Annotated in this window: 10 protein-coding genes; 3 read left to right on the top strand and 7 right to left on the bottom strand. The window is 70.0% G+C overall.

The genetic code is table 11. The annotated features are described in order from the left end of the window. Positions 1–226: 226 nt before the first annotated feature. From VGS97_RS12880 to VGS97_RS12865, 4 genes are all read right to left on the bottom strand, one after another. A complete protein-coding gene (locus tag VGS97_RS12880; RefSeq protein WP_326853638.1) occupies positions 227–598 on the bottom strand; it encodes a VOC family protein in 372 nt (123 codons plus the stop codon). A gap of 80 nt (positions 599–678) precedes the next feature. Continuing rightward, complete coding sequence (locus VGS97_RS12875) at positions 679–1,893, bottom strand: glycosyltransferase (protein ID WP_326853637.1); 1,215 nt, start codon at positions 1,891–1,893, stop codon at positions 679–681. 32 nt (positions 1,894–1,925) lie between these two features. After that, positions 1,926–2,555 (bottom strand): acyltransferase, encoded by a 630-nt coding sequence (locus tag VGS97_RS12870; protein WP_326853636.1) that lies wholly within the window; start codon positions 2,553–2,555, stop codon positions 1,926–1,928. Next, positions 2,552–3,238 carry a hypothetical protein gene (locus tag VGS97_RS12865; RefSeq protein WP_326853635.1) on the bottom strand — a complete coding sequence of 229 codons (687 nt, stop codon included), beginning with the start codon at positions 3,236–3,238 and terminating at the stop codon, positions 2,552–2,554. The genes VGS97_RS12870 and VGS97_RS12865 overlap by 4 nt, the downstream gene beginning before the upstream one ends. A gap of 213 nt (positions 3,239–3,451) precedes the next feature. On the opposite strand from VGS97_RS12865, the gene VGS97_RS12860 reads away from it, so the two are divergent. The 3 genes from VGS97_RS12860 to VGS97_RS12850 are packed head-to-tail and all read left to right on the top strand — an operon-like array spanning position 3,452 to position 8,318. After that, the gene (locus VGS97_RS12860; RefSeq protein WP_326853634.1) at positions 3,452–4,330 is read left to right on the top strand and encodes a hypothetical protein; all 879 of its coding nucleotides are present in this window, start codon (positions 3,452–3,454) and stop codon (positions 4,328–4,330) included. After that, positions 4,330–7,494 (top strand): oligosaccharide flippase family protein, encoded by a 3,165-nt coding sequence (locus VGS97_RS12855; RefSeq protein ID WP_326853633.1) that lies wholly within the window; start codon positions 4,330–4,332, stop codon positions 7,492–7,494. The genes VGS97_RS12860 and VGS97_RS12855 overlap by 1 nt, the downstream gene beginning before the upstream one ends. Continuing rightward, positions 7,491–8,318 carry a glycosyltransferase family 2 protein gene (locus VGS97_RS12850; RefSeq protein ID WP_326853632.1) on the top strand — a complete coding sequence of 276 codons (828 nt, stop codon included), beginning with the start codon at positions 7,491–7,493 and terminating at the stop codon, positions 8,316–8,318. The genes VGS97_RS12855 and VGS97_RS12850 overlap by 4 nt, the downstream gene beginning before the upstream one ends. Before the next feature lie 569 nt (positions 8,319–8,887). On the opposite strand, the gene VGS97_RS12845 is transcribed toward VGS97_RS12850, so the two are convergent. The 3 genes from VGS97_RS12845 to VGS97_RS12835 all read right to left on the bottom strand — a co-directional run. Beyond that, positions 8,888–9,436: a GNAT family N-acetyltransferase gene (locus VGS97_RS12845; protein ID WP_326853631.1), complete on the bottom strand. Its 549-nt coding sequence runs from the start codon at positions 9,434–9,436 to the stop codon at positions 8,888–8,890. Between the two features lie 17 nt (positions 9,437–9,453). Further along, on the bottom strand, positions 9,454–10,506 hold the full coding sequence (locus tag VGS97_RS12840) for a glycosyltransferase family 2 protein (RefSeq protein ID WP_326853630.1): 1,053 nt from the start codon (positions 10,504–10,506) through the stop codon (positions 9,454–9,456). Positions 10,507–10,634: 128 nt separating this feature from the next. After that, a partial coding sequence (locus VGS97_RS12835; protein WP_326853629.1) for a DUF4082 domain-containing protein occupies positions 10,635–12,128 on the bottom strand: 1,494 nt, incomplete at its 5' end.

Below are 12,128 nucleotides of genomic sequence, written 5' to 3'. Positions count from 1 at the left end.
ACGTCAAGCTCATCTACACCGGATGCCACCCGCGGAGGCTAAGCGGAAAAGGTGTCCTGCCGCAAACAGCAACGTAACGGCCGTGTCCGGGAAATGCCTCCGTGCTGTCACAATCACAGGTCGCGGCGCTGCGGCAAATCTGGAGCTTCGCTCAAGTCCTGATCGAGTGTGTCGTCCGTTCGGTCGGCTTCGCCGGCTCGCCGCCCTGCTGTCTGCCGCCTACTGCCTACTGCGTTAGAACCTTGAGGACGCAGAACTCGTTGCCCTCGGGATCGGCCATCACGACCCACGTCGTGTCCGGCCCCTGACCGATGTCCACCTTCTTGGCGCCGAGCGAGATCAGCCGGTCGACCTCTGCCTGCTGGTCGTCCGGCCGCAGGTCCAGGTGCATCCGGATCTTGCCGGCCGTCGGATCCGGCACGCGCTGGAAGAGCAGGTCGGGCGCGACGCCGTCCTGCGGGCTGCCGGCAGGTGGCTCAAGGATGATCTCGTCCGGTTCCTCCTGGGTGCGCCGCCAACCCAACGCCGACTGCCAGAATGCCGCCACGGCGTACGGATCGTGGCAGTCGATGGTCAGGTTCTGAATCCGCAAGGTCACCGATTCATGGTGGAAGGCGGAAGGAGCCCGGGTCAAACGGTTTCCGGCTGTTTTGCGGCTGTGGTGTCTGTGAGCGGCTGCTACTGGTGCACCCGCCGGGCCGGTGACGCCGCCTCCAGGTAGCGTGGCGCGGAGCTGTGCCACGCCAGTTCGGCCTCGAATATCTCGTGCAGCTTCCTGCCGATGGCTTCGCGGGTCTCGGAGGGCACGGTGAGCAAGGTCTCCAGCGCGTCGGCGAACGCGGACGGGCTCATGTCCTCGGCGATCACGGCCGCCCCGGCGACCAGCCGGGAATTCTCGCGCAACGGACGCAGCACGACCGGGATGCCGCGCGCCATCGCGTGCGTCACCTTGTTCATCGCGCAATAGTGGTTGAACTCGATGTCCGGATCGGGCACCACCATCGCGTCGATCCCGTCGAGGAACGCGGCGATCTGCCGCGGGCCGAGCCAGCCGTGCAGCCGCACCAACTCGCCCAGCCCCTGCCGGGCCGCCTGCTCGCGGACCGCGGGCAGTGCGGGGCCGTCGCCGGCGATCTCGACCCGGAACCCGGTCAGCCCGCGGGCGCGCAACGCGACGACCGCGTCGAGCAGGTCGCCGACTCCGTCCTGCTCGCCGATCACGCCGAGATAGCCGAGGACGAGTTCGTGAGGCTTCGCGGTCTCATCGTTCTGCGGATGGCGGGTGCCGCCTGCCGACTCGACGATGGACGCCGTGCGCACGACGACCGCTTGGCGGTTGTACAGCAGGCGCAGGCGCTCCACCTGCTCCTGGCTCGGCGTCAGCACCACGTCAGCCGCCGCGACCGTGCGCCGCTCGCAGGCCAGGAAGAACCGTTCGAGCCTGCGGAAGGCCGGACGCGATCCGGCCAGCGCCGGAACCACGTCGTGCTGGTCGTACACCGTCCGGCAGCCGCGCCGTCGCGCCCAGCGCAGCAGCCCGAAGAGCATGTCCGGCGGATTGCACACCTGGAGCATCCGCGCGCTCGCCGGCCCGCGCAGCGCTCGCTTGGCCGCGCGGCTCGACACGAAGGTCGTCCACGCGCCCTCGACGATCGTGCCGAGCCGCCCGGCGCCCTCGAACGAGCGGAAGTAGACGACGTCGATACCGTCGATCGTCTCCGAACCCGGGGTCTTGCCGCGGATCGCCGGACAGACCACCGTCACTGCCGCACCGTCGTCGCGCAGTGCTTCCGCCTGTGCCCACACCCGGTGGTCGTCGGGCACCGGCAGGTTGAGCACGACGATCACGGCGCGAGCGACGGCCTGATCGTTCAGCGGGTTTCGAGCTATCACTGTGCTTTGATCATTCACTGTGTCTTGATCATTCACCGGGTCTCGATCTCCGTGAGCGAGCCGTCCTTCTCCACGTGGACCGCGCCGGTCTGCGGGCAGGAGTACCGGCCGTCGCCCTCGTCCACCAAGCGCGTCCCAGCCCGCCCGACCCAGCCGATCCGCCTGGCCGGGACCCCGGCGACCAGCGCGAAGTCCGGCACGTCGCGGGTCACCACCGCGCCCGCGGCGACCATCGCCCAGCGGCCGATCGTCACCGGCGCGACGCACACCGCGCGCGCCCCGACCGAGCCGCCTTCCAGCACCGTCACGCCCACCGCTTCCCAGTCGTCGGCGGTCTTGAGCCGGCCGTCCGGCGTCACCGAGCGCGGGTTCAAGTCGTTGGTGAACACCACGCCCGGCCCGACGAATGCCCCGTCGCCGAGCGTCGCGGGCTCGTAGACGAGCGCGTAGTTCTGGATCTTGACATTGTCGCCGACACGTACCCCCGGCCCGAGGTACGCGCCCCGCCCGACGATGCACGAATGGCCGAGCACGACATGCTCGCGCACCGCCGCGTGATGCCACACCGAAGTGCCGTCGCCGAGCACGGCGCTGGCGTGGACGTCCGCCTCGGGGGCGATGCGGACGGCATTCGTGCCGCCCGCATCGTTCATGCTGCTCATGCTGCGAGCCTCTCCTTGGGCGGTTCCGCGCCGGACTTGCCCGGTGATCGCGTGCGCTTGGCGGCCAAGCGGCGGGACCGGCGGCGTGCGTACCGGTCGAACGCGGCCGGAAGCAGTACCACCGCGATGCCGCCGATCGCCGCGACCCCCGCCAGGCCGCGCGACTTCGAACCCTTGACCGGCGCGACCGCCGGAGGCACGAGCACCTGCGTCGTGATTCGATCCGCCGCCGTCACTCCGGCGCGTGTCTGAAGGTCGTCGAGCTCCCGGGCGTACGCCGAGGACAGCGCGGTGACGCTGGCGAGCGACGCGTCCGGATCGGAGCCGCTGACGATCAGTTGTTCGGCCGGGACCGTGTATCGGGGAGTTTGGATCGTGCCGTTGTTGCGCGGCACGAGCGAGAAATTGCCGGTCACCCCGGCCTTGCGCAGCTGTTCGGCCGAGGACGAGTCGCTGAGGATCGAGTCGACCAGCACACCGGTCTGCGCGATCGACGGAGTGGCCGCGGTCAACGCATTCGGTGCGCTCGGGTCCGTCGGCGGAATCAGCAGCAGCACCGTGTCCGCCTGGTAGTACCGCGGCGGACGGTCCACCTTGTACGCCGCGGCGAGCGTGACCAGCACGATCACCGCCGTGACATACCACCGCGCCCTGATCGTGCCGAGCAGTTCCCGGAACGTCACCGCAGCCCCTCCCCTGGTCCGCGTCCCACCCGCCCACACCGTATAGAAGAATCGGTCCGCGCGCCCCCCAATGTCGGGATCTGGAACCGAAGTTGTTGATGTGGTGGATGTCCGGGCAGGACGGGTCCTATTCTCTACCCGTGGACGGTGCGCCACTCCGACCCGGCTGGGTGACCGGGCAGAGGTGTCTGCGCACTCATAAGGGGAGGGTTCATGGACCTGGCCGAGGTCATCCGGGTTATTCGCGCTCGTTGGTACGTGATGGCGCCGTTACTCGTGTTGACCATCGCGTTGACCATCGGCGTGGACCGGGCCATCCCGACCAAATACCAGTCGACCAGCTCGCTCTCGCTGCTGGCTTCGCAGTCGGCCACCGCCGGCACGTCGACCATCCCGGGGACGCGTAATCCGTTCCTTAACTACAACTCCTCACTCAACGACACCGCGGACTTCCTGGTTCGCCGGATGGGCTCCGCCGACGCGGGCAACGACCTGCGCGCGCGCGGCGTCACCGAGTCCTTCTCCGTCGTGCTCGCCGCCGCGGCCCAGGGCCCGTTCATCACGCTGACCGTCACCGGCCCCGACCGGGAGCACGTGCTCACCTCGATGAACACGCTGACGCAGTACACCGTGGACCAGCTCCAGGCGGTGCAGGTGCAGGCCTCGGTGCGCCCTGAGGACATGATCAGGTCCATGGTCATCGTGCCGCCCGGCCCGCCGGCCAAGCAGACCAAGACCAAGACGCAGGACGTGCTGCTCACCGCGTTCGGCGGCCTGGTGATCGCCTTCCTGGCCACCTTCATGGTCGAGAGCATCCTGGTCTCCCGGCGCCGGCGCCGACGTCGGGTGCCGTTCGGTGCGGAGCCGGACGAGTTCTACGACTACGACACCGGCACGCAGACCGTCGAGCCGGCCAGCACCCACAGCATCGAGCGGGACGCCGAGTCCGCTCACGGCGAGCGCCCGAACACGGGCACGCCGTCCGTCGCGTCGCGCTGGTACGGCATGGACGGCGCGGTCGACCTGGAGCGTGACCCCTTCGAACCCGCGCGCTCCGAGCTGAGCGGCCGCGCCCCGGGGTCGCGCGACTAGTGTCCGCGCCGACCCTCGGCCTGCGCGGACTCGGTCCCGAGGCCGATCCCGCCGTCCGCAACGCCCGGTTGGGGATGAGCCTGCGGCCCCGTGCCCGGGACGACGACCCGCCGCCGAAACCGCGCAAGCGCCGCCACGGACTCGACGCGGTCGCGGTGCTCTCCGTCTATGTGGCGCTGCTGGAGCTGATCCCGTCCACCTGGACCGTGCCCGCGCTCGGTGCCGCGGGTACTCCTGCCAACATCTACGCGTTGCTCGCGCTGCTCTGGTACCTGGCCTCGTGGCTCGCCGGAAGGCTCCTGCCGGCCCGGCGGACGCGGGCGGTGCGGCTGGCGTTCTGTGCGTTCTCGGCCTGCATACTGCTCGCGTACGTCTCGCTTGGGCAGGGCAGCCGTGCGCCGGTGGCGCTGGAGACCTCCGCCGCCGACCGCGGGCTGATCGGACTGCTCGCGTGGACCGGCGTGATCGTGGTCGCCTCCGCGGCGATCACCGATCTGGACCGGCTCAAGCTGCTGCTGCGCCGGATGGTGGTGTTCGGCGCCGCGATCGCCGCGCTCGACATCATCGAGTTCCAGCTGCGCAGGGACCTGCTGGCCAACGTGCATCTGCCCGGCCTGAAGTCCAGCGCCGACATCAGCGGCATCATCGTGCGCGGCGCCTTCACCCGGCCCTCGTCCACCGCCGCGCACCCGCTGGAGCTGGCCGGGGTGCTGGCGATGCTGCTGCCGTTCGCGATCCAGCAGGCGCTCGACCCGGCGCGGCGCGAGAGCGGCGTGCTGCGGCGCTGGCTGCCGGTGGCGCTGATCGGCGGGGCGCTGCCGATGACCGTGTCGCGCACCTCCATCATCGGCCTGGCCGTGGTGCTGGTCGTGCTGCTGCCGACCTGGCGGCCGAGCCGCCGCTGGCCCGCGCTCGGCTTCGTCGCGCTCGGCGTCGGCGCGATGAAGATCGCCGTGCCGGGCCTGGTCAGCACGACCGTCAATCTGTTCAGCGCCTTCCTCGGCGGCGGTGACAACAGCACGCAGGCGCGCACGATGGACTACGCGGGCGTCGCTCAGTACGTCGCGCAGCGGCCGCTGTTCGGGCGGGGATTTCGCACCTTCATCCCGTCGCTGTACCGGTACACGGACAACCAGTACCTGCTCGCGGTGGTCGAGATCGGCATCGTCGGCGCGCTGTCCATCGCCGTGCTCTACTTCACCGGGATGCGCTGCGCCTGGCTGGCCCGGCGGCTGTGGAAGGACGAGGCGAACCGCGAACTCGGACAGAGCTTCGTCGCCGCGTTCGCCGTGGCTTTGGTGGTCAGCGCGACCTTCGACTCGCTCGGTTTCCCGATGTTCGCCGGGATCGTCTTCCTGCTGCTCGGCTGCGCCGGGGCGTTCCTCGGGATCTCCCGCCGCGAGGGCGAGCTGGCCAGGCGTCCGGCGAGGAACTCGCCGGCGCTCGCCGCGGCGCAGCGGGCCCGCGACTTCTTCACCCTCTCCCTGCCGCGGCAGGCGTCCCAGAGCCCCGGCACGTCGTCGCACCGCGACCTCGGCCGGCTGACCCGCACGCCGCAGGCCATCGTCTCAAGCCTGCGGCCGTGGATTCCGCCGCCTGCGGAGGACGACACGGTGATCATGCCGATCACCCGGACCGTCGCGGTGCAGTCCCGGCTGTCCTCGTCGGAGACCGGCGAGATCCCGGTGGTCACCGCGGGCACCCGGGTCGGCGGGGAGATCCGCCGCGGCGTGCGCTGGAGCTTCATCAACACGGTCGTCATGCGGCTGGGCAACTTCCTGACCGGCGTGATCCTCGCCCGCGGGCTGCTCGGCCCGCGCGACTGGGGCCTGTACGCGGTCGGGCTGGTCGCCCTCGCAGTGCTGCTGTCGGCCAACGAACTCGGGGTGAGCCTGGCGATCGTGCGCTGGGACCGCGACCCGAAGAAGTTCGCGCCGACGGTGCTGACCCTCTCGTTCGCCTCCAGCGCGCTGCTCTACCTGGTGCTGTTCGCCGCGGCGCCGCAGTTCGCCCGGCTGCTCGGCGCGTCCGACGCGACGTCGATGCTGCGCGTCCTCGGCATCGCCGTGGTCATCGACGGCATCGCCTGCGTCCCGGCCGGGATGCTGACCCGCAACTTCGAGCAGCGCCGCCGCATGTTCATCGACATGGCCAACTTCACGATCAGCAGCGGCCTGACGATCGGGCTCGCGGTGGCCGGGTTCGGCGCGATGAGCTTCGCCTGGGGCTCGATCGCGGGCAACATGGTCGCCCTGATCGGCTGCTCGCTCGCGGCCCCCGGCTTCCTGCGCCCTGGCTGGGACCGCGCCGAGGCGCGAAAGCTGCTCGCCTTCGGCGTGCCGCTGGCCGGGGCCAGCCTGCTGGTCCTGGCGATGCTGAACGTGGACTCGATCGTGGTCGGCGCGACGCTCGGGCCGGTGCAACTCGGCCTGTACCAAATCGCGTTCAACGTTTCGAGCTGGCCGGTGCGCAGCGTCTCGGAGATAGCGCGCCGCGTCTCGTTCGCCGGCTTCTCGCGCGTCGCCAACTCGCGCGCCGCGCTGTCGGACAGCTTCGGCCGGGGCCTGGCCCTGCTGATGGCGGCCGCCGTGCCCGCGTGCGTTCTGCTCGCCGTGATGCCCAAGCCGGTGATCTACACGATCTACGGCCACCAGTGGGTCAACGCCTCGGGCGCGCTGCGCTTCCTGGCGCTGCTCGGCCTGCTGCGGGTGGCATTCGAGCTCGCCTACGACTGCCTGGTCGCCTCCGGCCGCCGCAGGGCGCTGATCACCGTGCAGGGCTGGTGGCTGGTGGCGCTGATCCCGGTGCTGCTGCTCGCCGCCCGCAGCCGTGGCATCTCAGGGGTCGGAGTCGGTCACATCCTGGTGGCCGGACCGCTGGTGGCGCCGCTGTTCGTCTGGGCGCTGGCCCGCGGCGGGATCTCCCCGATGGTCATCGTGCGGGCCTGTGTACGCCCGTTCGCCGGCGGTGCCCTGATGGCAGCCGTCGCGCTCGGCCTCGGCCGGCTGCACATGGGGGAGACCGTGTATCTCTTCACGGCCAGCGCGGTGGCGTTCGCGGTGTACGTGCCCGTCGTGTGGCCGCTGCGGAACCTGGCCCGTCCCCAGGCCGGACCGAAGCCCGAGCCCGTCCCGGAACCCGCAGGAGCAGGAGCCCGCTCGTGATCCGTCGCGCCGTCAAGCGCTTTCTGCGCCGCCGCTACGGCTGGCTGCCGCTGTACGAGCTGCGCAACAAGCTGCTGCTCTGGCACACCGTCCCCCGGGTCTGGCTCTTCGAGAGCGCCGAGGTCAGACGGCTGCGACGGCTGCTGCCGGACGGCGGGCCGGCGCTGGTGACCACGGTCGTCCCGACGTACAAGCGCGCCGACACCCTCGTCGCGGCCGTGGAGTCCGCCCTCGCCCAGACGGTGACCGAGCACCGGATTATCGTCGTCGACGACGGTGGCGGCCAGGTCCCGCCGCTGCCCGACGACCCGCGCGTCGTCGTGGTGAGTCTGCGGCGCAACACCGCGGTCCTCGGCGTCGTGCGCAACGTCGGCATCCGCCTGGCGCGCTCGCCGTTCGTGGCCTTCCTCGACGACGACAACACGTGGGAGCCCGACCATCTCGCCGTGACTCTCGGCGCGCTCGAAGCCAGGCCGAACGAGCGTGCGTATCGCCTGCACGGCGTGTACACCGCGCTGCGCCGCGTCACCCCCGACGGCCGCGAGATGGACATCCTCTCCGTGCCCTACGATCGCCGCGTTGCCCGTGAGCGCGCATTCCTCGACGCCAACGCCTTCGTCGCGCGACGGTCCCGCGCCCTGCGCTTCAGCCGCCTGCGGCGTGACAAGGGCGTGCTCCCACGCGAGGACTGGGCCTCGCTCTATCGGTACGCGCGCAGGCACCGCATCGCCCACCTGCCCGTGCCGACCGTGCGCTACCTGGTGAATCCCAACACGTACTACACGGTGTGGAACTCGGACGCGAGTGCGAGCTCAAAGGTCTGACGTGCCTCAGGACGCCGAGGCGCCAAGGGCTCCACTTCGTTACGCCCACGTGCTTCGCGCTGATCTTTTCCCGCCCGCCCCCGCTCCGCGCCCTCGCCGAAGGCTCGTCCGCTCCACGGACCAGAGCGCTGCCGCGTACGCGCTGGACGCCGCGCTTGCTGCGCCGCCTCGCGTCGGCGTGCGTCTAGTGCAGACCCACCGTGGGCTCCGCTTCGCTGCACTTCGCGGTGCAACCAGCTACTATTTTGGTAGCTACTAGTAGCTAACTGGTAGGCCCTCCTGGTGCGTGCGCTACCCATCGCGACGGCCGCAGACCTACTAGATTGGGAGCTAGTAGTACCTCGCTGGTACTCATGCGCTCGCTGGCGCGCGGACAGGGTGATCTTATGGGCAGGCCGATGCCACCGCCTGACTTCAACGCTCTGGTCAACTGCACGCCAGGACTTGCTTGGTCTGGAGCGGCAGGGGCTCTTAGTGCGTAGTGCCCGAGGTCAGCAGCACCTGTGGACGTCCGCTCAGGACTTGGAGCGGTATCTCCAGCGTTCAAATTAAGCAACACAACCGTTGGATCACAGCTGGATGACGTACTGGATGAAGCCACGGTTCTCTGCGACCTGGTCGTAGAGCCGTCGGGCGGTGGCGTTGGCCGCTTGAGTGTGCCAGTAGACGCGGGCGCAGCCGCCGTCACGGGCTGACGCCTCGACGGCTGCGATCAATGCTCGGGCTACGCCCCGGCCCCGGGCGTCCGGGGCGGTGAAGAGGTCTTGCAGGTAGCAGACGTCAGCCGAGGAAGTGCTCGGATGGACGAGGTAGTGGGCGATCCCGACCAGGCGCTCGTCGAGCCGTGCGCCGAGTGCATGCATTCGGGGCTCTTCGAACTTGACCGTGGCCTTATAGGCGGCTGTAGGCTCGCCCGCCGCTGCGCGTCGGCCGACCCTGCGCCGCCGGCCACGGTCAAGTTCGAAGAGGGGCATTCGGTCGGCCGCCTGGAATTCCTGCCAGGCTCGGTCGTAGTTCTCCTGCGGCCAGTTCGGGCGTCCGTAGAACTCGTGGTAGCCCGCGAACAGGGACTCCCAGGCCGCGCGGTCGTCCGGCTTCAGCGTGTTGACAGTGATCACATTCGCAGCGTAGAGCGTCAGATGCCGGTGCGGCGCCAGTTGCGCCACCACAACCACTCGCGGCCCTTGTGGGCGTACGCCGAGAGTACGAGCGGCTGGAGGTACGGCATTGCGGCGGGGCCGAGGCGGCGGCGTAGCGAGAGGCCGCGGAACTCGGGCAGGGCGCGGTAGGCGGGCCAGCAGTCCTGTGCGAAGGCGACGAGTTCTTCGACCGGGACCTGGCGGGTGCGGCCGCGGTCGTACGCGCGGGCGGCGCGCCAGAGGGCTTGGCGGGCGAGCTTGCGGTGGACTGTGTCCGCCAGTTTGTTGCGTTCGTTGGCGTTGAGGGTGTCCTCGGACTTTTCCAGGGCTACGGTATACGCCGCCTTGCGCTGGCGGAGGTCGTCGAGCTGGCCGGAGAAGTCGGTCTTGGACATGCTCGCGCTGTGGACGCGGTAGTAGGCCTGGTCCACACCCCTGAGGTAGCCGACGTCGGCGTGTGCTGCGAAACGCATCCACATCTCGATGTCGCCGGAGTGGGGGAGACGGGGGTCGTAGCCGCCCAGTTTGCGCTGTAGGTCGGTGCGCACGACCACCTCGGGGGAGGTGATGCAGCCGTGGCCCGCTTTGAAGCGGCGTTCCAGCCACCACTTGCCCGGCCAGACCGACCAGCCCCTGCTCTCCGTGCGTGCCGGGGGGAGCGGGGCCTCGGTGGTGAAGCGGAGGGGGTGGCCGTAGCAGAACCCTACTTCGGGGTGCGCGTCGAGCAGGGCCGCCGCGCGGACGAGCGCGCCGGGGACCAGCTGGTCGTCGGCGGACAGCAGCACCGTGTAGTCGCCGTCCGCCCAGTCGAGCAGGCCCTCGTTGTACGTCCTGAGGTGGCCCCGGTTCTGTTCGTGCACGAGCACCTCGACCCGCGAGTCCGCCTCGGCGATGCGCCTCGCCGCTTCGGCGGAGTCGTCGGGCGAGGCGTCGTCGACGATCAGGACCCGGACGTCGACGCCGTCCTGCCCGTTCAGCGCGCTGCCCACCGACTGCTCCAGGAAGTGGCCGTAGCGGTAGCAGGGGATCACGACGCTGACCGAACTCATGGGCGGTGCCTGCCTTCTGTCGAGCCGTTGTCTTGTCGCTGGGACTGCCGGGGTTGTTGGTGCGACCGTGCCTGAGACCACGGCGGCCTCAGGCTGGTGTGCCTGAGGCCGCCGTGCCGTTCAGCCGATCAGAGATCCGTCGGCGGCAGCGGGTCGGTACGCCGCCAGCTGTCGTTCTCGCTGGCGAGCGCGACGACCATCGGCACGTTGCCGCCCGGCGCCTGCCCTGGCAGCCGCTCCGGAGTCGCGCTGCCCGGCACGAGTTCGCGGAAGGTCCAGGAGACGGGCTGGGCCGCCTTCCCGTGCATGTCGTCCGCCGTGGCCACCGCGCGGTAGATCGCGCCAGGACGCAACGGCTCGCTCGGGCGGAACGAGGCCGTCAGCGTCGCAGGGTTGTACATCAGGGTACCGGCCACGGCCGTGCCCGCGGGCGATTCGGTGCCCTGCGTGCCGACCGTCGTGGTGACCGTGATGTGCACGCTCTGCGGCTCGACCGGCTGGGCGAAGGTCACCGACGGGGGGTGTACGGCGTCGGAGACGCCGGTCGTCGTCGTGACGATGTCGTCCTTGTCGGCCAGGTTGTCGGTGGCCGGGACCATGGATCCGTTGGAGGTCGCGGCGGCCGGCGCGCTGCCGGTGGTCGTGCCGCTGGTGGTGGTCGTGAAGTTCACGTCCACCCAGTAGTTCGTGGCGTTGTACGTGTTGCTCGGCGCCAGCGTCGAGTCCGCCTCGTACAGGTACAGGCCGTTGCCCGCGCCGGTGACGCTCTGCAACGCGGTGAGCGGGTACGAGGTGATCGCCGAGGTGAAGTACGCCGAGTTCGAGGCGTAGTAGCCGACCGGCGCGTGGTACGAGGCGATGTACGGGGTGTTCGCCGAGATCGCCACCGGAGAGGCGAACGTCAGCGTCTGCCAGCCGGAGGCGGACTCAGCGGTGAACGTGCCGGTCGCCAGCAGCGTCCCGCTCGCGGTCCACAAGCTGCCGGTGTGCGTGCCGGTGTTCTTCGCGCCCTTGTAGAAGCTGACTCCGGTCACGTAACCGGCCACGGCCGACTGGAACCGCGTGCCCACCTCGACCGACTTGGTGTCCGCCACGTTCGGGTTGGACGGCGTGGCCGTCCCGTTCCACAGCGAGCACGGGCAGGTGTACGTCGGCGGCGCGTTCGACGTGGTGAACGTCCACGAGTACGGACTCGTCATCGCGTTGCCCCACAGGTCGGTCGCGCTGACCGTGGCCGTGTACGTCGTGTTCAGCGCCAGCTGGCCGTTGGGGACGAACGTCGCGACGTGGCCGACCGGGTCGTAGCTCACTGATCCGGACTGCGCCGCGCCGCCCTGGGCGGTGAGGGTGAACTTGATGGTGCTGGCGGTGACGCCCTCGCTCAGCGACGCGGTGATTGGCGTGTTCACCGGCACCGCCGTGGCGCCGGAGATCGGCTGGGTCGAGGTCACCGTCGGGGGAGTGGTGCTGGAGACGTTCGTCTGGAACACCGCGTCGACGTAGTAGTTCGTGTTGTTGAAGCCGGTGCTCGGGAACGTCGTGGCGGTGCCGTACTTGTACACGCCGTTCGCCGAGGTGCTGGTGGACTGGAGCGCCGTGATCGGCGCCAGTCCCGCGCCCTG

The sequence above is a fragment of the Actinocrinis sp. genome, from assembly GCF_035946395.1.
Classification (GTDB): Bacteria; Actinomycetota; Actinomycetes; order Streptomycetales; family Catenulisporaceae; genus Actinocrinis.
The sequence above is the reverse complement of the archived record's forward strand: the minus strand, read 5'-3'. Positions and strand labels throughout refer to the sequence as shown.